This window comes from Pseudomonas sp. MD330_10, assembly GCF_042610415.1.
Classification (GTDB): Bacteria; Pseudomonadota; Gammaproteobacteria; order Pseudomonadales; family Pseudomonadaceae; genus Aquipseudomonas; species Aquipseudomonas rhodesiae.
Genome location: NZ_JBHGZU010000005.1, coordinates 146,694 through 167,678 on the forward strand (window position 1 = coordinate 146,694; position 20,985 = coordinate 167,678).

The 20,985-nt window shown below is 61.4% G+C and carries 18 protein-coding genes; 6 read left to right on the plus strand and 12 right to left on the minus strand.

All coding sequences use genetic code 11. From position 1 onward, the window contains the following. Window position 1 precedes the first annotated feature (1 nt). Genes miaA through ACFZPT_RS10090 form a run of 5 tightly spaced genes read right to left on the minus strand, consistent with a single transcriptional unit; the run spans window position 2 to window position 5,641 of the window. Window positions 2-973: a tRNA (adenosine(37)-N6)-dimethylallyltransferase MiaA gene (miaA, locus tag ACFZPT_RS10070; protein WP_099313058.1), complete on the minus strand. Its 972-nt coding sequence runs from the start codon at window positions 971-973 to the stop codon at window positions 2-4. Next, the gene (mutL, locus tag ACFZPT_RS10075; protein ID WP_379555217.1) at window positions 973-2,886 is read right to left on the minus strand and encodes a DNA mismatch repair endonuclease MutL; all 1,914 of its coding nucleotides are present in this window, start codon (window positions 2,884-2,886) and stop codon (window positions 973-975) included. The genes miaA and mutL overlap by 1 nt, the downstream gene beginning before the upstream one ends. After that, window positions 2,886-4,307 carry an N-acetylmuramoyl-L-alanine amidase gene (locus tag ACFZPT_RS10080; protein ID WP_034095601.1) on the minus strand — a complete coding sequence of 474 codons (1,422 nt, stop codon included), beginning with the start codon at window positions 4,305-4,307 and terminating at the stop codon, window positions 2,886-2,888. Before ACFZPT_RS10080 ends, mutL begins: the two co-directional genes overlap by 1 nt. 15 nt (window positions 4,308-4,322) lie before the next feature. Next, complete coding sequence (tsaE, locus tag ACFZPT_RS10085) at window positions 4,323-4,793, minus strand: tRNA (adenosine(37)-N6)-threonylcarbamoyltransferase complex ATPase subunit type 1 TsaE (protein WP_034095600.1); 471 nt, start codon at window positions 4,791-4,793, stop codon at window positions 4,323-4,325. Continuing rightward, window positions 4,781-5,641, minus strand: a complete 861-nt coding sequence (locus ACFZPT_RS10090; RefSeq protein WP_099313056.1) for an NAD(P)H-hydrate dehydratase — start codon at window positions 5,639-5,641, stop codon at window positions 4,781-4,783. Before ACFZPT_RS10090 ends, tsaE begins: the two co-directional genes overlap by 13 nt. Before the next feature lie 63 nt (window positions 5,642-5,704). Between ACFZPT_RS10090 and queG the strand changes: the two genes are divergently transcribed. Further along, window positions 5,705-6,787, plus strand: coding sequence for a tRNA epoxyqueuosine(34) reductase QueG (queG, locus tag ACFZPT_RS10095; protein ID WP_034111518.1), 1,083 nt, complete (start codon window positions 5,705-5,707; stop codon window positions 6,785-6,787). On the opposite strand, the gene ACFZPT_RS10100 is transcribed toward queG, so the two are convergent. Together ACFZPT_RS10100 and orn are read right to left on the minus strand one after the other, a co-directional pair. Then, window positions 6,766-7,380: a trimeric intracellular cation channel family protein gene (locus tag ACFZPT_RS10100; RefSeq protein WP_034111516.1), complete on the minus strand. Its 615-nt coding sequence runs from the start codon at window positions 7,378-7,380 to the stop codon at window positions 6,766-6,768. The two genes, queG and ACFZPT_RS10100, sit on opposite strands and share 22 nt — an antisense overlap. 175 nt (window positions 7,381-7,555) lie before the next feature. Continuing rightward, window positions 7,556-8,098 (minus strand): oligoribonuclease, encoded by a 543-nt coding sequence (gene orn / locus ACFZPT_RS10105; protein WP_034095596.1) that lies wholly within the window; start codon window positions 8,096-8,098, stop codon window positions 7,556-7,558. A gap of 109 nt (window positions 8,099-8,207) precedes the next feature. Between orn and rsgA the strand changes: the two genes are divergently transcribed. Continuing rightward, window positions 8,208-9,239, plus strand: coding sequence for a small ribosomal subunit biogenesis GTPase RsgA (rsgA, locus tag ACFZPT_RS10110; protein WP_034111514.1), 1,032 nt, complete (start codon window positions 8,208-8,210; stop codon window positions 9,237-9,239). Between the two features lie 66 nt (window positions 9,240-9,305). Here rsgA and motB read toward each other — a convergent pair whose 3' ends face one another. After that, complete coding sequence (gene motB, locus ACFZPT_RS10115) at window positions 9,306-10,322, minus strand: flagellar motor protein MotB (RefSeq protein WP_047881410.1); 1,017 nt, start codon at window positions 10,320-10,322, stop codon at window positions 9,306-9,308. Between the two features lie 3 nt (window positions 10,323-10,325). Then, complete coding sequence (gene motA / locus ACFZPT_RS10120; RefSeq protein WP_034095593.1) at window positions 10,326-11,177, minus strand: flagellar motor stator protein MotA; 852 nt, start codon at window positions 11,175-11,177, stop codon at window positions 10,326-10,328. Window positions 11,178-11,344: 167 nt separating this feature from the next. On the opposite strand from motA, the gene ACFZPT_RS10125 reads away from it, so the two are divergent. Genes ACFZPT_RS10125 through asd form a run of 3 tightly spaced genes read left to right on the plus strand, consistent with a single transcriptional unit; the run spans window position 11,345 to window position 14,632 of the window. Further along, window positions 11,345-12,880: an HDOD domain-containing protein gene (locus ACFZPT_RS10125; RefSeq protein WP_047881411.1), complete on the plus strand. Its 1,536-nt coding sequence runs from the start codon at window positions 11,345-11,347 to the stop codon at window positions 12,878-12,880. A gap of 57 nt (window positions 12,881-12,937) precedes the next feature. Then, window positions 12,938-13,756: a rhodanese-like domain-containing protein gene (locus ACFZPT_RS10130; protein WP_034111510.1), complete on the plus strand. Its 819-nt coding sequence runs from the start codon at window positions 12,938-12,940 to the stop codon at window positions 13,754-13,756. 15 nt (window positions 13,757-13,771) lie between these two features. Then, the gene (gene asd / locus ACFZPT_RS10135) at window positions 13,772-14,632 is read left to right on the plus strand and encodes an archaetidylserine decarboxylase (RefSeq protein ID WP_034111509.1); all 861 of its coding nucleotides are present in this window, start codon (window positions 13,772-13,774) and stop codon (window positions 14,630-14,632) included. A gap of 122 nt (window positions 14,633-14,754) precedes the next feature. On the opposite strand, the gene serB is transcribed toward asd, so the two are convergent. Continuing rightward, entirely contained in the window at window positions 14,755-15,969 is a 1,215-nt protein-coding gene (gene serB / locus ACFZPT_RS10140; RefSeq protein ID WP_034095589.1) for a phosphoserine phosphatase SerB, read from the minus strand. 133 nt (window positions 15,970-16,102) lie between these two features. On the opposite strand from serB, the gene ACFZPT_RS10145 reads away from it, so the two are divergent. Then, the gene (locus ACFZPT_RS10145) at window positions 16,103-17,635 is read left to right on the plus strand and encodes an AhpA/YtjB family protein (protein ID WP_034095588.1); all 1,533 of its coding nucleotides are present in this window, start codon (window positions 16,103-16,105) and stop codon (window positions 17,633-17,635) included. A gap of 193 nt (window positions 17,636-17,828) precedes the next feature. On the opposite strand, the gene ACFZPT_RS10150 is transcribed toward ACFZPT_RS10145, so the two are convergent. Then, window positions 17,829-18,539, minus strand: a complete 711-nt coding sequence (locus ACFZPT_RS10150) for a membrane integrity-associated transporter subunit PqiC (RefSeq protein WP_080758669.1) — start codon at window positions 18,537-18,539, stop codon at window positions 17,829-17,831. Between the two features lie 177 nt (window positions 18,540-18,716). Continuing rightward, window positions 18,717-20,981 carry a DNA topoisomerase IV subunit A gene (gene parC / locus ACFZPT_RS10155; RefSeq protein WP_034111506.1) on the minus strand — a complete coding sequence of 755 codons (2,265 nt, stop codon included), beginning with the start codon at window positions 20,979-20,981 and terminating at the stop codon, window positions 18,717-18,719. Window positions 20,982-20,985: the final 4 nt, after the last annotated feature.

The window sequence follows — 20,985 nt, forward strand, 5'->3', positions numbered from 1 at the left end:
CTCAGCTCAATATGGAGACCGTTCCCAAGTATTTCAAGGCGCGTGACAGATTGTCGCTGTCCAGGCTGTCCAGCCAGTGCAAATCGCTCCAACTGCGCAACCAGGTGAACTGGCGTTTCGCCAATTGGCGCGTGGCGATGATGCCGCGCTCCTGCATTTCGGCTGACGTCAGCTTGCCATCCAGATGATCCCAGACTTGGCGATAGCCTACAGCACGTATCGAAGGCAACCCTAGATGCAGGTCACCTCTGGAACGCAGTGCTACGACCTCCTCCACAAACCCCTGTTCCAACATAATTGTGAATCTTTGTGCAATTCGTTCATGCAGCACCTGGCGATTTGCCGGAGCGATAGCCAGATTGGCCACAGTATAGGGCAATTGTGACTGCCCAGATGCCCCTGCATCAGCACTTTGCGCAGATTGTCGCTGCCGATGCTCGGTCATGGTCAGCCCGCTGACACGCCAGACTTCCAGTGCCCGCGTGAGGCGCTGCGGGTCATTAGGATGAATGCGCGCCGCCGACACCGGATCTACCGCTGCCAACTGATCATGCAGGGCTTGCCAGCCAAGGCGTGCAGCTTCGTCTTCAAGCTCGGCGCGCACCTGGGCGTCCGCTGGCGGCATATCCGCCAGACCTTCCTGCAAAGCCTTGTAATAGAGCATCGTGCCGCCCACCAGCAGGGGAATATTGCCCCGTGCGGTGATCTCAGCCATGGCGGCCAGGGCATCGGTGCGAAAATCCGCCGCCGAATAACTCTCGGCGGGGTCAATGATGTCGATCAGCCGGTGCGGATGCTGCGCGAGCAACGCCTTGGAGGGCTTGGCCGTGCCGATGTCCATGTCCCGGTAAACCAGGGCAGAGTCGACGCTGATCAACTCGCATGGCAGCACCTTGGTCAGCTCGATAGCGAGATCGGTCTTACCGGCGGCCGTGGGGCCCATCAGGAAGATTGCGGGGGGCAAGGCACTCATCAACGACCGCGCAGGAACAGTTTGTCCAGATCGTCCAGGCCCATCTGGGTCCAGGTCGGTCGGCCATGGTTGCACTGCCCGCTGCGCTCGGTGTTTTCCATGTCGCGCAGTAGCCCGTTCATTTCCGGCAACGCCAGGCGGCGGTTGGCGCGGATGGCACCATGGCAGGCCATGGTACCCAGCAATTCGTTGATGTGGGCCTGGATACGGTCGCTGGTGCCGTACTCCATCAGGTCCGCCAACACATCGGCGACCAGCCGGTTGGCCTCGGCCTGCTTGAGCAGCGCCGGGATCTGCCGGATCGTCAGCGTTTCCGGCCCCAGACGCTGCAGCTCAAAGCCCAGCTTCTGGAAAACCTCGTGATGCTCTTCAGCGCAATCGGCCTCACGCTGGCTGACCGCCAGGGATTCGGGCACCAGCAACGGCTGGCCGCTGAGACCTTCGCTGGCCATGGCGACCTTCAGCCGCTCATACATGATCCGCTCATGGGCCGCGTGCATATCGACCAGCACCAGGCCATGGGCGTTTTCCGCCAGGATGTAGATACCTTTGAGCTGCGCCAACGCATAACCCAGCGGCGGAATATCACCGCCGCCTTCGGGCAAGGCAGCCGCACTCGGCTGCGCGTCCGGCAGCGGCGCAAAGAATTCGCGATAGGCGGCCTGAGCCTCGGCCACCGGCACTGCTGACTGCGGACGCGGTGTGTATTGATATTGATAACCCGCCCCCGAGCCTGCGTTCGGTGCTGTGTAAGCCGGCTGCGGTTGCGGCGATTGCAGCAGGTTGCCTGCCAGGCTCATTTCCCCCTGGGGGCCGAATTCACCGGCCTCGGGCCCACTTGGCCGCACCACCGCCGTTACGATTGGCGCCGCCAGTTGGTCATCCGGGCGCACATCGCCCAGTGCGCGGTGCAACGTGCCATAGAGGAAGTCGTGCACCATGCGCCCATCGCGGAAACGCACTTCGTGTTTGGTCGGGTGCACGTTGACGTCCACCACCGACGGGTCGACCTCGAAAAACAGCACAAATGTCGGATGCCGCCCATTGAACAGCACGTCGCGATAGGCCTGGCGCACCGCGTGGGCCACCAATTTGTCGCGCACCGCGCGGCCATTCACAAAGAAATACTGCAAATCCGCCTGGCTGCGGGAGAAAGTTGGCAAGCCCACCCAGCCCCACAGACGCAAGCCGTTGCGCTCGATTTCAATCGGCAGCGCCTGCTCCAGGAAGCCCGCGCCGCACACCGCCGCGACTCGACGCGCACGGGCGGCGTCATCATTGGCTTCGTGCAGGCTGAGAATGGTCTTGCCGTTGTGGCGCAGGTGAAACGCCACATCGAAACGCGCCAGGGCCAGGCGTTTGATGACTTCCTGCAGGTGATCGAATTCGGTTTTTTCGGCTTTGAGGAATTTGCGCCGCGCCGGGGTGTTGAAGAACAAATCGCGCACTTCCACCGAGGTGCCCACCGGATGCGCCGCCGGCTGGACTCGGGGCGCCATGTCGCGCCCTTCGGTTTCCACTTGCCAGGCCTGTTCGGCGCTGCGGGTGCGCGAGGTCAACGTCAGGCGCGCTACGGAGCTGATGGACGCCAGGGCCTCACCGCGAAAGCCCAGGCTCATCACCCGTTCAAGGTCTTCCAGGTCGCGAATTTTACTGGTGGCGTGACGGGCCAGGGCCAGCGGCAGGTCGTCGGAGGAAATACCGCTGCCGTCGTCACGTACGCGCAGGAGTTTCACACCGCCCTGCTCGACATCCACATCGATGCGCTTGGCACCGGAGTCGATGCTGTTTTCCAGCAACTCCTTGATCACCGACGCCGGCCGTTCCACCACTTCGCCCGCTGCGATCTGGTTGGCCAGGCGCGGGCTGAGCAATTCAATGCGCGACCCGCTGGTGAGGATTGATTCGCTCATTACTGTGCCGCCAATTCTGTGCCAGGGATGGTTAACACCTGGCCGACTTTCAACTCATCGGTTTTCAGGTTGTTCGCATTGCGCAAGGTCGCGGGCGATACCTGGAAACGCACCGCCAGCATGGCCAGGGTATCGCCAGGCTGTACGCGATGGTCACGCGGGCCTTGGGCGATCTTGCCGGAGTCCCGCAGCCAGGCGATGTAAGTGCCAGGAGGCGGGTTCTGCTGGAAGAACTGGCGCACGCCAGCGCTGATGGAACGCGCCAACGCCTGCTGGTGACTGGCGCTGGCCAGTTTGGACGCTTCGTTGGCGTTGGAGATAAAGCCAGTCTCCACCAGGATCGACGGGATATCCGGCGACTTCAACACCATGAACCCCGCCTGTTCCACGCGCTGTTTGTGCAACGACGTGACGCGCCCGATGTTGCTCAAGACTTTCTGGCCGACGTTCAGGCTGGAGGTCAGCGAAGCTGTCATCGACAGGTCCAATAGTACGCCAGCGAGCATTTTGTCCTTGTCGTCCAGGGACACGTTGCCAGCTCCGCCGATCAGGTCGGACCGGTTTTCACTGTCGGCCAGCCAGCGCGCGGTCTCGGACGTGGCACCACGGTCCGACAACGCGAACACCGAAGCACCGAAGGCGGCCGTCGACGGCGCGGCGTCGGCGTGGATCGACACGAACAGGTCGGCGCCTTTCTTACGCGCAATTTCGGTACGGCCGCGCAACGGGATGAAGTAGTCACCGGTGCGGGTCAGTTCCGCACGGTAGCCTTTCATGCCGTTGACCTGGCGCTGCAACTCGCGGGCGATGGCCAGTACCACGTCTTTTTCATGCTGACCACGCGAGCCGGATGCGCCCGGGTCTTCACCACCGTGGCCAGCGTCGATGACCACGATGATGTCGCGCTTGCCGGCCGGGGCTGGCGGCGGCGGTGGCAGCTTGACCTGAGGCTGCGAAGGGTTGACCGGCACCGCCGGTACAGTTGCCACGCTCGGGGTTGGCGCGGGCGGCGGCGCAGCGTCGGCAGCGTTGTCAAACAGGTCGACCACCAGTCGGTTGCCGTACTGAGCATTCGGCGCCAGGGAGAAACTCTTGGGCGTCACGACTTTTTTCAGGTCGATAACCACGCGCAGATCGGTCGGCGTACGCTGTGCCGAGCGCATGGCGGTAATCGGGGTATTGGCGGTGGAGACTTTCAGCGGCGCGGCCAGGGTCGCACCATTGATGTCGATCACCAGGCGATCAGGCGCCGTCAGGGTAAAGACGCTGTGCTGGACCGGCCCAGACAGGTCGAACACCAGTCGCGTGTTATCCGGCGCTCGCCACAGGCGCACACTCTTTACCTGTGAAGCAGCCAGAGCATTGACAGTCATTGCCGCAAGCAACACCCCTACGACAGCAACCAACGCGCGAAAGCGCATACCTAACCCCACCAATTATTTGAATTCCAAAGCCAAAGCGGCACACCACGACTTGGCGCGCGCGCTCTGGGGCAACAACTTCAGCTGACGTCCATGCTCATGCGGCGTAATGGTAATGGTCAGGTCCGGCTTTGGCAAAAAGCCTGCACCTTTGTCTGGCCATTCGATCAGGCATAAAGCATCTTCATCGAAGTAATCACGGATACCCATGAACTCCAATTCTTCAGGGTCCACCAGGCGATAAAGATCGAAGTGAAAGGCATGCACCGCGCCAATCTCGTAGGGCTCCACCAGTGTGAACGTCGGGCTTTTTACCGCCCCCTGATGACCCAACCCGCGAATTATCCCACGGGACAGCGTGGTCTTGCCGGCCCCCAGGTCACCCTCCAGGAAAATCAGACCGTTGCCGGCCGTCAGTTGCGCAAGGCGATGGCCCAACGCAACCATGGCGTCTTCATCGGCCAGAAAAAGAATTACTTCAGGCACGGTGACTGTTCCTCCAGCAATTGACGAATGGTGGGGATCAGGTCACTGGCGGCGAGCCCGCGACCCAAGGTGCCCTGTCGTTCCCCAGCCGTGGCGTGCAGCCAAACGGCCAGGCAACTGGCCTCGTACGCGGGCATGCCCTGAGCCAGCAAGGCCCCGACCAGGCCTGCCAATACATCGCCCAGCCCTGCGGTGGCCATGGCCGGATGGCCTTGATCGCAGCGGGAAACGCGCCCATCCGGGCAGGCAATCAGACTGCCTGCGCCCTTAAGAATGGCGACGGCATTGAATTTCAGGCTCAACGCGCGCGCCACCTTAAGACGGTCGGCCTGAACGTCGGCTGTCGAGATCCCCAACAGTCGCGCCGCTTCGCCAGGGTGCGGGGTGATAACGCAGTTGGCCGGCAGGCTTACACCGCCGTCGGCCAGTTGATTCAACGCGTCGGCGTCCCACACCTGCGGCTGGCGGGCATTGGCCGCGACAGACAACAGACTTTTGCCCCAACTGGCAGCACCCAGGCCAGGCCCAATGACGATCACCGAAATCTTTTCCAACAAGCCCATCAATTGGTTGGCGGAATTGACGCCAAGGGTCATGACTTCCGGCAAACGGGCCAGCGCCGCGGGCACGTGCTCAAGGCGCGTGGCCAGAGACACCATGCCCGCACCACTGCGCAAGGCACTTTCAGCGCTCAGTAGCGCGGCGCCGCCAAAACCAAGGTCGCCGCCGATCACCAGCAGGTGGCCGAACTGGCCTTTATGGGCGTCAGGGGAACGCGCAGCCAGTGTCGGCAAATGGCCGGGCAACAGTGGCTGAACGTCGGTTATTTCGTGTTTTGTCTGCGGCATGCGTCTTCAAGCTCCGATGTCTGGCAGAATTATACGCATCTAACCTGTGGTTTCCCGTGTCTCATGCCCGCTATTACCTCCGATCTGCCCGCCCTCGCCCAATCGATCAAAGACTGGGGCCGCGAGCTGGGTTTTCAGCAAGTCGGCATCAGCGGCCTGGACCTCGCCGAGCATGAGCAGCACCTGCAACGCTGGCTCGACGCGGGCTACCACGGCGAGATGGATTACATGGGCGCCCATGGCAGCAAACGCTCCCACCCCGAAGAACTGGTACCCGGCACCCTGCGCGTGGTGTCGCTGCGCATGGACTACCTGCCGGGCGATACCCAGATGGCGCATCTACTGGCCCAGCCGGAAAAAGCCTACATCTCGCGCTATGCCCTGGGTCGCGATTACCACAAGCTGATCCGCAAACGCGTGCAGCAACTGGCCGATCGCATCCAGTCCCAGATCGGCCCCTTTGGCTTTCGCGCATTCGTCGACAGCGCGCCAGTGCTCGAAAAAGCCATCGCCGAGCAAGCCGGCCTGGGCTGGATCGGCAAGAACACCCTGGTACTCAACCGCAAGGCCGGCAGTTATTTCTTCCTCAGCGAATTGTTCGTCGACTTGCCCTTGCCAGTCGACCCGCCCCATAGCACCGAGCACTGCGGACGCTGCACCGCCTGCCTGGATATCTGCCCCACCAATGCCTTCGTCGGCCCGTATGTACTGGACGCCCGGCGCTGTATCTCGTACCTCACCATCGAGCTGAAAACGGCTATCCCGGAAGACCTGCGCCCACTGATCGGTAATCGCGTCTTCGGCTGCGATGACTGTCAGATCGTTTGTCCGTGGAATCGTTTCGCTCGCCCCACTGACGAAGGCGATTTCCAGCCACGGCATAACCTGGATAACGCAGAGCTGGCCGAACTGTTTATGTGGGACGAGGATAGATTCCTCAGCAGCACCGAAGGCTCACCCCTGCGCCGCGCCGGTTATGAGCGCTGGCTGCGCAACCTGGCGGTAGGACTGGGCAATGCGCCATCAAGTATTCCGGTACTGGAGGCCCTGAAAGCGCGGCGCGAGTACCCGTCGGAGCTGGTGCGCGAGCATGTGGAATGGGCGCTCAAGCAGCATGCCGAGCGTCAGTGCACATCATCGTTGTAGACGAACTTGGGCATTTCCCAGTGAAAGCGGATCGCCAGCAGACGCAATAGAAAGCCACTGAACAACGTCAGCAGGATGGCTTGCTCACCGGGCAGCTCCAGCTGCAGGCACAACAGATAGAACCAAGCGGCGAGGAACGACACGCTGGCGTACAACTCGCGGCGGAAGACCAGCGGGATGTCGTTGCAGAAGATATCCCGCAGAATGCCACCGAACACCCCGGTGATCACACCGCTGACCGACGCCACCAGCATGCCGTGCCCCATTTCCAGGGCGGTCATGCAGCCAATCAAGGTGAACGCCACCAGGCCCACGGCGTCCAGGGCCAGGAATACCGAGCGCAGGCGTCGCATCAGCGGCGCGATAAAGATCGTCACCAGCGCGGCCACCGAGGTCAGCACCAGGTACTCAGGGTGCTTGACCCACGTCAGCGGGTAGTGCCCAAGCAACACATCCCGCACCGAACCGCCCCCCAGCGCCGTCACGCAGGCAATCAACACCACGCCAAACCAGTCCATGCCGCGTCGACCGGCGGACAAGGCGCCGGTCATGGCTTCGGCGGTGATGGCAATGAGGTAGAGCATCAGCAGCATGGTGGCGATCCTTGTAGTGAGCGGGCTTGCCCCGCGCCGGGCTGCGCAGCAGCCCCAAATACTTGGCGACGATATCTATAGGGAAAAATGCGGCAACAGCAGTGGGGCCGCTACGCAGCCCAGCGCGGGGCAAGCCCGCTCACCACAGGAAGCCCGGACACGGTAAGAAACCGTTTCAAGCCTTGATGAAGTGCTTGCGGTAATGCTGCAGTTCGGCAATCGATTCGCGAATATCGTCCAGCGCCAGGTGAGTGCTGCCCTTGTGGAAACTGTCTTTGACTTCCGGCGCCCAGCGCGCAGCCAGTTCCTTGAGTGTGGACACGTCCAGGTTGCGGTAATGGAAGTAGCTTTCCAGCGCTTTCATATGGGTATAAAGGAAGCGACGATCCTGGCAGATGCTGTTGCCGCAGATCGGCGACTTGCCCTTGGGTACCCACTGCTCCAGGAAGGCGATGGTCTGGGCTTCAGCCTCGGCCATGCTGATGCGACTGTCGCGCACGCGCTGGGTCAGGCCGGAATTGCCATGGGTGCGGGTATTCCACTCATCCATGGTGGCTAGCACCGCATCGCTGTGGTGGATGGCGATCACCGGACCTTCGGCCAAGGTATTGAGGTTGCTGTCGGTAACAATCGTCGCCATCTCGATGATGACGTCGGTGTCGGGGTTCAGACCGGTCATTTCCAGATCGATCCAAATCAGGTTCTGTGGGTTTTGCATGGCTCGTTTCTCTTGGCACCTTGGCGTAGCTGCGCAGTTTAGCAGGCGGGGGCGTGCTAGACTCGCGACCGTTTCACCCAAACCTTTGCATTATCGATACGGAACACCAATGGCCAAACGCCAGCTCAACCGTCGCCAAAACTGGCGCATCGAAAAGATTCAAGGCGAACGCGCTGCCCGCGCCGCCAAACGTGAATCCTCCGCCGTGGAAGCGCTCGAGGGCGGCGACTTGGGCCCCGAACAAACGGGTCTGGTGATCGCGCACTTTGGCGTGCAGGTCGAAGTCGAGGCGCTGGAAGGCGAACTCGCCGGTCAGGTGTTCCGTTGTCACTTGCGCGCCAACCTGCCGGCGCTGGTCACCGGCGACCGCGTGGTCTGGCGTGCTGGCAACCAGGGGATCGGCGTGATCGTCGCCCAGTTGCCCCGCAGCACTGAACTGCGCCGCCCCGACAGTCGCGGCCAGCTCAAGCCGGTGGCGGCCAACGTCGACATGATCGTGATTGTTTTCGCGCCGCTGCCCGAGCCCCATGCCAACCTGATCGACCGCTACCTGGTGGCCGCCGAGCACGCTGGCATTCGCCCACTGCTGCTGTTGAACAAATTCGACCTGATCGACGAACAGAATGCTCCGGCGCTCAATGCGTTGTTGGCGGTCTACCGCACCCTAGGCTACCCGGTGCTGGAAGTCTCGGCCCATCACGGCAATGGCATGGAACAACTGCAACAACAGTTGGACGGGCGCATCAGCGTGTTCGTAGGCCAGTCCGGCGTCGGCAAGTCGTCGCTGGTCAACAGCCTGCTGCCGGAAGTCGACACCCGAGTAGGGCCGCTGTCGGAGCTGTCCGGCCAGGGCACCCACACCACCACCACCGCGCGACTGTTTCACTTCCCCGGCGGCGGTGAGCTGATCGACTCCCCAGGTATCCGCGAATTCGGCCTCGGCCACGTCAGCCGCAGCGATGTGGAAGCCGGCTTTATCGAATTCAACGATCTGATCGGCACCTGCCGCTTCCGTGACTGCAAGCACGACCGCGAACCGGGCTGTGCCCTGCTCAAGGCCCTGGAAGATGGCCGCGTGCAACAGCAGCGGATGAACAGCTATCGGTCGATCATTGCGAGCTTGCCTGAGAGCAGTTACTGACCGGTTCCTTGCCCTGCGAGGAAGATGTGAAAAGGCCGCGATGATCGCGGCCTTTGCATATACAGCTTAAGAGCCCGCTTTGGGCACCGTCGGGTCTTTCACCCCACCGTCATCGAACAGATTCAATTTCTGCCGCAGTTCATGGGCCGGCAACGGCTCCTGCCCTGGCGGGATAGCGTTCGGGTCAGCCGGTACGTCACCTGGCGCGCCAGCGCCTGGAGCCGGCACCGGCGGGGGTTGATCGCCTTCGATCGCACGCTGAGCCTTTTTGGTCAGCACAACGATGTCAATGCGCCGGTTGATCGGGTTGAACGGGTCCTTCGCATCAAACAGTTGCGAAGAGGCAAAACCCACCACTCGCGCCACTTGCGCGTCTGGGTAGCTGCCGGCCACCAGGGCACGACGGGCCGCGTTGGCGCGGTTGGCAGAAAGCTCCCAGTTGCCGAAGTCGCCCTGGCCCGCATAAGGCTTGGCGTCGGTATGGCCGCTGATGCTGATCTTGTTCGGCACCGCTTTGATGGTATCGGCCATGGCCAGCAGGATGTCTTCGAAGTACGGCTTCAAACGCGCACTGCCTGAATCGAACATCGGCCGGTTGGCGGCGTCGGTGATCTGGATGCGCAAACCCTCGGGGGTGATCTCGAAAGAAATCTGGTCCTTGAACTTCAGCAGTTGTGGGTTTTCCTCAACCTTGTTCTGCAACTCCTGCAGCAGTAGCTCAAGACGCTCCTGCTCGACCTGTTCGGCCATGGACTCGACCGTATCGCGCTCAATCGGGATTTTCTCCTGAGGCGCCTCGGTCTTCACTTCCGGGTTGATGGTGCGTTCAGGCGCCAGTTGAGGCGAGCCGCCCAGGTCGATCACAAAGGGCGTGCCGCTTTCCGAGAAACCGATGGGGTCTTTGAAGTAGCCGGCGATGGCGATCTTCTGCTCAGGCGTGGCGGTAGACATCAGCCACAGCACCAGAAAGAACGCCATCATCGCCGTCGCAAAGTCGGCGAAGGCGATTTTCCAGGCACCACCATGGTGCCCCGCAGCGAAGCGCTTGACGCGCTTGATGATTATCGGCTGGTTGTTTTCCATGGCTTAGCGACCGCGAACCGCTTGTTCCAGCTCGGCGAAGCTTGGGCGATGCTTGGGGTACAGCACCTTGCGACCGAACTCCACCGCCAGCGAAGGCGGCATGCCGGAAGCGGACGCCACCAGGCTGGCCTTGATCGATTCGTACAGGTTGATCTCTTCCTTGGCGTCGTGGGCCAGGGAAGTCGCCAGCGGACCGAAGAAACCGTAAGCCGCGAGAATACCGAAGAAGGTACCCACCAAGGCCGCACCTACGTGCATACCGATGGCCGCCTGATCACCCTCGCCCAGCGAGGCCATGGTCACCACGATACCGAGTACCGCCGCCACGATACCGAAGCCGGGCATGCCGTCGGCGATGCCGGTCACCGCGTGAGACGGGTGCTCCAGTTCTTCTTTGAGGCTGAACAGTTCCATATCGAACAACCCTTCCAGCTCATGGGGGGCCATGTTGCCGGAGGACATGATGCGCAGGTAATCACAGATATAGGCGGTCATGCGCTCGTCTTTGAGCACGGCCGGGTACTTGGCGAAAATCGGGCTGGCGGCGGCGTCTTCGATGTCGGCCTCAATGGCCATCATGCCCTCGCGGCGGCTCTTGTTGAGGATCTCGTAGACCAGGCCCAGCACTTCCAGATAGAACGTGTGGGAGAAGCGCGAGCCGAACATGCTCAGGGACTTCTTGACCACGTGCATGGTCATGTACCCAGGGTTGGCTTGCAGGAATGCACCAAATGCCGCCCCGCCGATGATCATCACTTCGAAAGGTTGGATCAGCGCGGCGATCTTACCGTGGGAAAGGACGTAACCGCCGAGCACGCTCGCGAGGACGACGATGATGCCGATAATTTTAGCCATAGGAGATGAGTACTTGCGCCGTCAGGTTCATGGACATATTTGGGGGAACTGAAAAACTCTTGTTCTACTTATCGGCAAAACTGCGCCAGACTATAGCCCGTTAAGGCGAAAAGCCAGTTCGGCCCGCTCTGGGCGTGTTGACCGCAAGTGATGATCGCGCCCCTACCATGGCCAAACAAAAAATCGACCCAACTGCAAAACCTGCTTCCCTCCCCGACTGGATCAAGCGTCTGGACGAGGTGCGCCTGCCCGTTCCACAGACCAGCCACGACCGTGTGTGCAAAGCCATCCGCGACAACCGCAGTTCGTTGCGAGATATTGCCGAGCTGATGCAAAACAGCCCGGCGCTGGTGCTCAGCGTGATGCGCGAGGCCAACAGCCATACCCATGGCAGCCTAGCCGAACCGGCGGAAAACCTCGAAGTGGCACTCAACCGCCTGGGCCTCAAGCGCGCCGAGGAACTGCTGGCACGTTTGCCGTCGGTACCCGCCCAAGACATTCCCGTGGCGTTGCGCCAGCTATTGTTGGTCAGTCAGCACGCCTCGCAGCAAGCCAACGGTCTGTTCGGCAGCCGATTGGCGCGACTGTGGCAAGACATTCATTGGGGCAGCCTGCTGTTTTTGTCGCCGCTGTGGCCGATGGCGGTGGCTTATCCCAAGCTGTTGGAAGAATGGGAGCTGCGGGTTATCCACAAGGGTGAGTCGGCGCGCGTGGTTGAACAGCAGTTATTCGGCGTACGCCTGCTGGACTTGTGCATCGGCCTGACTGAAGCCTGGCACCTGCCAATGTGGGTATCCCAGGGTTATACCCTGCTGCTGAATGAGCAACGCATGTTGGTCAAAGCGCTACGTATCGCCCGCGACGAAGACCCGCTGCACCAGCAGCAATTGCTGGACGCCGCCCCCCATCTGCGCCGCTGGCTGAACCAGCCGGCCAACACCGTACTGCTGGCCAATGGCCTAGCGATGTCCGCCCAAGAATCCTGGACCTGCCCGCACACGCAGCGCTGGCAATTCCTCACCGCTCTGTACCTGCAACAACCCTTGGCCGAAGTACAACAGCAAGTCCATCAACAGGCAGTGACCAGCGCCCGCACCACGCTGATGCCCGATCTCTGGCACCCGGCGCTGTCGTTGATCTGGCCGTGGCATGTGCAGAAGATCCACCGTGGTTTACTGCCCGCCCCGCCGCCCACCGCCGAGGCGCTGGCCGTGTGGCGCAGCCGCTGCACCGAACTGCTGATGGAACCGAGCCGCTTTGCCAACGCCATGCACCTGACCACCTGTGCCAAAGAGGCGCTGGTCGCCAGCGGCATGCAACGGGTGATGCTGCTGATGACCGACCGCGCCCAAAGCACCCTGCGCGTGCATCAGGTCGACGGCCTACCCAAGGATGCCGCCAACCTGAGCCTGGATGTGGTCCACAGCACAATGCTCCAGCGTCTGCTGGAGAAATCCGCCCAGGTGCGCTTCACACCGGACAACCACGCGCAGTTCTCCGCGCTGCTGCCGCCGATCCTGCGCCGCCTGTTCAATGGCGAACACTTGCTGCTGCGCTCCCTGAGCTGCAACGGCAAAGTCGTGATGCTGATGGTGGCCGACCAGGGCGGCGGTCCGTTCTCGGAAACCACCGTACAGGCGTTCGGCAAAACCGCTCAATGCATCGAAAAGGCCCTGCACTGCTTTACCAACCGCGGCGCCTGATGCTTGCGCTACAATCGCCATCCTTTATCGCCAACTTTTATGCCCAGGAGACCTCACATGCCTGACTTCTCTGGCTTGCCGCTGGTGATCGAATCCGCCGACCTGCAAAGTCGCCTGGGTGCCGAACACCTGATTGTGGTGGACCTCACCAGCGCCGCCCGCTACGCCGAAGGGCATATCCCCGGCGCGCACTTCGTTGACCCCAAACGCACCCAACTGGGTCAACCACCGGCTCCGGGCCTGCTGCCGAACAAGGCGGACCTGGAAAAGCTGTTTGGCGAACTCGGCCACACGCCGGATGCGACCTACGTGGTCTACGACGACGAAGGCGGCGGCTGGGCCGGGCGTTTTATCTGGTTGCTCGACGTGATCGGCCATCAGAAATACCACTATCTCGACGGCGGCCTGCTGGCATGGTTGGCAGACGGCCAGCCCGTTTCCACCGACATCCCCCCGTCGGCCGGCGGCCCGGTCAGCCTCACGCTGCACGATGGCCCCACCGCCACCCGCGAATACCTGCAAAGCCGTCTTGGCGCTGCCGACCTGGGCATCTGGGACGCGCGCGGCCCGCTGGAGTATTCCGGCGAGAAGGTGCTCGCGGCCAAGGGCGGGCATATCCCCGGCGCGGTCAACTTCGAATGGACTGAAGGCATGGATAAGGCGCGCAACCTGCGCATCCGCCGCGACATGCCACAGATTCTTGAAAACCTGGGCCTGACGCCCGACAAAGAAATCATCACCCATTGCCAGACTCACCATCGCTCTGGCTTCACCTACCTGGTGGCCAAGGCGCTCGGTTATCCGCGAGTCAAAGGTTATGCCGGTTCCTGGGGCGAATGGGGCAATCACCCCGACACGCCCGTTGAAAAGACTTAAGGTTTAAGGACAGTTATGAAAAAGCAGTTGTTTATCCTCAGCCAGTACTTGCTGCCGCACCATTTGCTGTCGCGTCTGGCCGGTTGCGTGGCCGAGTGCCGCGTGCGCTGGTTCAAAAATGCCTTCACCACATGGTTCGCCAAGCGCTATCAAGTGGATATGTCCCAGGCACTGGTAGAGGACGTGACCGCTTATGAGCACTTCAATGCGTTTTTCACCCGTGCCTTGAAAGACGGCGCGCGCCCACTCGACCCCACTCCCGGCGCCGTGCTGAGCCCCGCCGACGGCGCAGTCAGCCAACTGGGCCCGATCGAGCATGGCCGTGTGTTCCAGGCCAAAGGCCATAGCTTCAGCGTATTGGAATTGCTGGGCGGCGATGCTGCCATGGCGACGCCTTTCATGGGCGGCGATTTCGCCACTATTTACCTGTCGCCGAAGGACTATCACCGCGTGCACATGCCGCTGGCCGGTACGCTGCGCGAAATGGTCTATGTGCCGGGGCGGATTTTCTCGGTTAACCAGACCACCGCCGAAAACGTGCCGGAGCTGTTTGCGCGTAACGAGCGAGTGGTCTGCCTGTTCGACACCGAACGCGGCCCGATGGCTGTGGTGCTGGTGGGCGCAATGATCGTGGCGTCGATTGAAACCGTGTGGGCCGGCCTGGTTACGCCACCCAAGCGCGAGCTGAAAACCTTCCGCTATGACGAAGCCGCCCGCGCGCCGATCCACCTGGAAAAAGGTGCGGAGCTGGGACGTTTCAAGTTGGGTTCCACCGCGATCGTGCTGTTCGGGCCGGATCAAGTGCAGTGGTCAGAAGCGCTGCTGGCCGGTTCGCCGGTGCAGATGGGTCAAGGGATCGGCCTGCCGAAAGCCTGATCCAATATTTGCAGAGATCCAACGTGAGAGGGGGCTCGCCCCCGATAGCTGAGTATCAGTCAACATCAAAGTGACTGATCTACCGCTATCGGGGGGCAAGCCCCCTCCTACATTTCTGACCGTCAGAGCTGACCGTCGCGGTCGCGAAAGCCCAGCAGATACAGCACACCGTCCAACCCCAAGGTCGAAATGGCCTGCTTGGCCGACTGTTTAACCAGCGGCTTGGCCCGGAACGCCACGCCCAACCCGGCAATCGCCAGCATCGGCAAATCGTTGGCACCGTCGCCTACCGCGATGGTCTGCTCCAGACGCAACCCTTCCTTGTGCGCCAGCTCCTTGAGCAGGTCGGCCTTGCGTTGCGCGTCGACAATCGGCTCGACCGCCACGCCGGTCACTTTGCCGTCGACCACTTCCAACTCGTTGGCGAATACGTAATCGATGCCCAGTTTGGCCTGTAATTGCTTGGCGAAGTAGGTAAAGCCGCCGGACAAGATCGCGGTTTTGTAACCCAGGCGCTTGAGTTCGGCGAACAGGGTTTCGGCGCCTTCGGTCAGGCGCAGGGAAGCGCCAATGGAATCCAGCACGCTCACATCCAGGCCTTTGAGCAGTGCCAGGCGCTCCTTGAAGCTGGCGCGGAAGTCCAGCTCGCCGGCCATGGCACGCTCAGTGATGGCGCTGACTTGATCGCCCACACCGGCAGCCTTGGCCAGTTCGTCGATGACTTCGGCTTCGATCAAAGTGGAGTCCATATCGAACACCGCCAGGCGGCGGTTGCGGCGGAACAGCGAATCTTCCTGGAAGGCGATATCGACATTCAACTCCTGAGCGACGCTGAGGAATTCCGCGCGCAGGGCCTGCGGGTCAGCCGGCTCGCCACGCACGGAAAACTCGATGCAGCCTTTGCCCTGGTCGGCCGGCGTGTCCAATGGCATGCGCCCCGACAGACGGTCGATGTGGTCGATATTCAAGCCGTATTGCGCGGTGATGGAGCTGACGCGCTGCAGTTGTTCAGCGGTGACCTTGCGGGTCAACAACGTGACGATATGGCGTTTCTTGCCCTGGCCGGCCACCCAATGCTGGTAGTCCGCTTCGGATACCGGAGTGAAACGTACCTGTTGATCCAGCTTGTACGCGGTAAACAGGATGTCCTTGAGCACGGACGATGACTGCTCGTTGCTGGGAATTTCCACCAGGATGCCGAACGACAGGGTGTCGTGGATCACGGCCTGGCCGATGTCGAGAATGTTCACACCACCCTGGGCCAGCACACCGGTAATGGCAGCGGTAAGACCCGGGCGGTCTTCCCCAGTGATGTTAATCAGGACAATTTCGCGCAAGGCGCACCCCCAGGCTGGAAAAAAACCGCATTCTACCCACTTTCAGTGACCATCGGGCACAGCCAGCGCTTTGCCGGTCATGGGCCTGTCGCTATACTGCGCGTCAACTTCACGGACCAAGAGCCGAGCTCAAGTGAACCGGCCCACGCCAGTAAAAACCGACAACTTCTTCCTGCTGATCTTCCGGGCACTGCGCCACCGCCGTGTACCGATCGCATTACGCATCGCCAGCCATAACGTGATCCTGGTCGCCCTGGCCCTGGTGATCTACGCCTGCGTAATGGGTTTGCAGTTCAAACAGGCCATGCACGAGCAAGCCGACGCCCTGGGCGAAAGCTTGACCACCCAGACCGCCACCTCGGCGACCGAGCTGCTGGTGTCCAACGACATCCTCAGTCTCAACGTGCTGCTCAATAACCTCACCAAGAATCCGCTGGTGGCCCACGCCGCCATCTACAGCGTCGACAACCGGATCATGGCCGAAGCCGGCCAGCGCCCGAAGAACGGCTTGTTGGGTGAGGCCGAAGGCCTGTATCAAAGCAATATCACCTTTCAAGATGTGAAAGCCGGCCAGTTGCGCATCAGCCTGGATATGCAGCAATTCCAACAGCCGATGACCATCAGCCTGCAAAGCATGGGCATCCTGAGCGCGATTCTGCTGGCCCTGGCCCTGGCCTTGAGCCTGCGCCTGGGTCGGCATATCTCGACACCGCTGATGCAACTGCGCATCTGGCTGCGGGATATCGACGAACACACTCCGGCCACCGACCGCCAGGATGAAATCGGCGACCTTGCCCGCCAACTCCACGCCAGCTTCGCCCCGGAGCCGGTGGTTCGCGAAGTTGAACCGGAACCCGAATTCGACGACACCGATTACGACGACGAACCCGAATTCGAAGTACGCGACCTGCGCGATCCGGGCTTCGACGAAAAGCCGCCGGTGGCGGGTCTCAAGCCGGCGACACGCAGGGCACTTATCGCCGAAGAGGATGAATTGGACGACGAAGACCCGTTCGCTGATCTGCGCGATACCGCGGCCAGCAGCCCGGCCGTCGTGCCCAAAGCGGTGCCGGCGAAAAACGCCGAGCCTCAGCACAGCGCGGTACTGGCCGTACAACTCGGCGCCCAGGACCAACTGCGTCGCTTGCCCCGCGCACGCCTGACGGAATTGCTGGAGCGCTACCGCGACTGCCTCGACCAGGCCGCTTCGCTGTACCAGAGCGAACTGCACACCCTCAACGATGGCAGCACCTTGATGCTGTTCCACAGCGAAGACAGCGGTGAAGACTACCTGACCAACGCCATCTGCTGCGGCGAGCTGCTGCGCGCCTTGGGCCATGCCCTGCAGATCGAAGTGGCGGACAGTGGCATCACCCTGCAACTGCAACTGGGCCTGACAGTGGGCGACGATCTGTTCGGCATGAGCCAGATCGACCTGCTGCTCACCGAAATCGCCCAGGACGCGCTGGCCTTGTCCCAACACAGCCGTAACCTGCTGCTGGTGGAGCGCAAGATCAGCGAAGACCCGCTGATTCGCCAGCGCGCCCGTATCCGCCCGATTGCCAGCCCCGAAGGCGCAAGCTGTGTGGAACGTTTGATGGAGCCGTATCCGTCGATGCTGGAGCGTCAGTTAGCGCGGATGCATGAGACCCGCACAAAGCCTTAAAGCAAACCGCAAGTTCAATGTGGGAGGGGGCTTGCCCCCGATGGCGATGTGTCAGTGACAGCTGGTCTGACTGACCCACTGCTATCGGAGGCAAGCCCCCTCCCACATTTGGATCCCTAAATACTTCAAGTAAATCGCACACAAACAAAAGGCCCGCTGAATCAGCGGGCCTTTTGTTTGTGTGGCATTCAGATCAAAACCTGAATACTTCCATATCGGTACGAATCGGCGTGGCCATCGGCATCTTGGGCTTTTCCGGAGCAACCGGCTTGGCCTGGGCCGGCGCTTGTTTGCGCGGGGCCTCGGCGGCAATCGGGGGCTGGTTGGCCAATGGCTTGAGCGCCACCGACAGTTGCTGCGCCAAGTGCTGCAACAGCACGCCCTGGGCCTGGACCTGGGACGCGGTGCTGCCGGTGTGCTGTTCCTGCAAGTGCACGATACGGTTGTCACGCACCTGACCACGGCGATCGATCAAGCGCCACTGCGCATCGAGAATTGCCGGTTGCGAAGTGCCCGAGTCCAACCGAGTGATTGTCAGCAGCACCTGCACGTCCGGCGTAAAGCCGGCAGGCGCGGGGGCGAGGACCACACGTTGGCTGTCCAGCTGACCGGCCACCTGGCGCAGCATCAGCTGGTTGATGTCGGACGATAAACTGCCCGCCCAACGGCCATCGGTGGAACCTTGCAGGCTGCCGTCGTTCTGACGTTGCAGCAGGGTCTCGCGTTGCAGGTAGTCGGCGACGATTACCGGCCCCAGCAATACCGCCATGCCGGCGGTTTGAGCTGGCTGAGCCGGACTTCCGCTGTCCAGCTGGTACAGCGACACCGGTTGATGTGTGCTGCAACCCGCCAGCCCCAAAAGGCCAGCGAGCATAAAAATAAAAGGAAGGCGTGGAGCAGTCATCATCCCATCCAGGTGGCTGCCACAAGGCGAACCACAATGTAATACTAAAAAATAACCTGTACACGCTCGGCCACGCCGGCGCTGAAGAGGCCATATCATCCGTGAATATGCGCCATGACTCCAGCGCCAAAGCGTCGATCTACGGGTTAAATCGTAGATCGAGGGCTCTAAAACGCCTTAAACGGGCGTTTCAACCAACAAAGCATCCACCCGCTGGAAGCCACGAGGCAATTTATTACCCCGGCGGCCACGCTCGCCCTTGTAGTGCTCAAGGTCGTCAGGGCGCAGCGACAAAGTGCGCTTACCCGCCTGGAGCACCAGAGTGGCGCCCTCCGGAATTACGGCGATGTCGGTCACGTACTCTTCGCGACTGGCTACCCGCTCCCCGGGGATTCCAATAATCTTGTTGCCTTTACCTTTGCCCAATTGCGGCAGGTCGCTGATCTTGAACACCAGCAGACGCCCTTCGGTAGTGACCGACGCCAGCCAGTTGTTCTCACGGTCGTGCACCGGCCGCGGCAGGATCACTTTGGCGTTGTTGGGCAGACTCAACAGCGCCTTGCCCGCCTTGTTCTTGGCTTGCAGGTCTTCCCCCTTGACCACGAAGCCATATCCCGCATCGGAAGCAATTACGTACAGCGCGTCATCGTCCGGTAGCAGCACACACTCGAAATTTGCCCCCGGTGGCGGTGTCAGACGCCCGGTCAGCGGCTCGCCCTGCCCCCGTGCCGACGGCAAAGTATGGGCCGGCACCGAGTAACTGCGCCCGGTGGAGTCGATAAACACCGCAAACTGGTTGGAACGCCCAGCGGCTGCAGTCTTGAACCCGTCACCGGCCTTGTACGACAGGCCAGTGGCGTCAATATCATGCCCTTTGGCGGAGCGAACCCAACCCTTTTCCGACAGAACGACGGTAATTTTCTCGTTGGGCAGTAGCTCGGTTTCTGTCAGAGCTTTCGCTTCGGCGCGCTCGACGATGGGCGAGCGGCGGTCATCGCCGTAAGTTTCGGCGTCTTTGATCAGTTCGCTACGCACCAGCTTTTTCAGCTTGGCTTCGCTACCCAGCAGGGCTTGCAGTTTGGCTTGTTCCTTGAGCAAGGCATCCTGTTCATCACGCAACTTCATCTCTTCCAGACGCGCCAACTGACGCAGGCGGGTGTCGAGGATGTAGTCCGCCTGAATCTCGCTCAGCTCGAAACGGGCGATCAGCTCGGCCTTCGGATGCTCGGCGGTGCGGATGATATGAATCACTTCATCCAGGTTGAGGTAAGCGATCAACAAACCGTCCAACAGATGCAGACGGCGCTCGACCTTGTCCAGACGGAACTGCAGGCGGCGCCGAACAGTTTGTATCCGGAACTCCAGCCACTCCACCAGCAGGTTGCGCAGGTTCTTCAACTGCGGCTTGCCGTCCAGACCAATGATGTTGACGTTGACGCGGTAGCTGGACTCCAGATCGGTGCTGGCAAACAAGTGCTGCATCAGCACTTCATGATCGACCCGGCTATTGGTCGGGATAATCACGATGCGGCACGGGTTTTCATGGTCGGACTCGTCACGCAAGTCGGCGACCTGCGGCAGTTTCGACGGTTTGGCCTGCATCAGCGCGGCGATCTGCTCCAGCACCTTGGCACCGGACACCTGGTGCGGCAGCGCGGTGACGATAATGTCGCCGTCCTCAATGTGGTACACGGCGCGCATACGCACCGAGCCCTTGCCGGTTTCGTACATCTTCAGCAAATCGGCGCGCGGCGTGATGATTTCCGCTTCGGTCGGGTAGTCCGGACCCTGGATATGCTCGCAGAGCTGCTCCACGGTGGCCTTCGGCTCATCCAGTAGACGCACGCAGGCGGTGGCTACTTCGCGCAGGTTGTGCGGAGGCACGTCAGTGGCCATGCCCACCGCGATACCGGTGGTGCCATTGAGCAGGATATTCGGCAAACGTGCCGGCAACACCAGGGGTTCGTCGAGGGTGCCGTCGAAGTTCGGCCCCCAATCCGCCGTGCCCTGGCCCAGCTCGCTGAGCAGCACCTCGGAGTAACGCGACAGACGGGCTTCGGTGTAACGCATGGCGGCAAAGGACTTGGGATCGTCCGGCGCACCCCAGTTACCCTGGCCGTCTACCAGTGTGTAGCGATAGCTGAACGGCTGCGCCATCAGCACCATGGCTTCGTAGCAAGCCGAGTCGCCGTGGGGGTGGAATTTACCGAGCACGTCACCGACGGTACGCGCCGACTTCTTGTGCTTGGAGTCGGCATCCAGGCCCAACTCACTCATGGCGTAGATGATGCGCCGTTGCACAGGCTTCAGGCCGTCGCCGATATGCGGCAAGGCACGGTCCATGATCACGTACATGGAGTAGTTGAGGTAGGCATTTTCGGTGAAGTCAGCCAGCGACCGGCGTTCTACGCCATCTAAGCTGTCTGCGAGGATGTCACTCATGCGG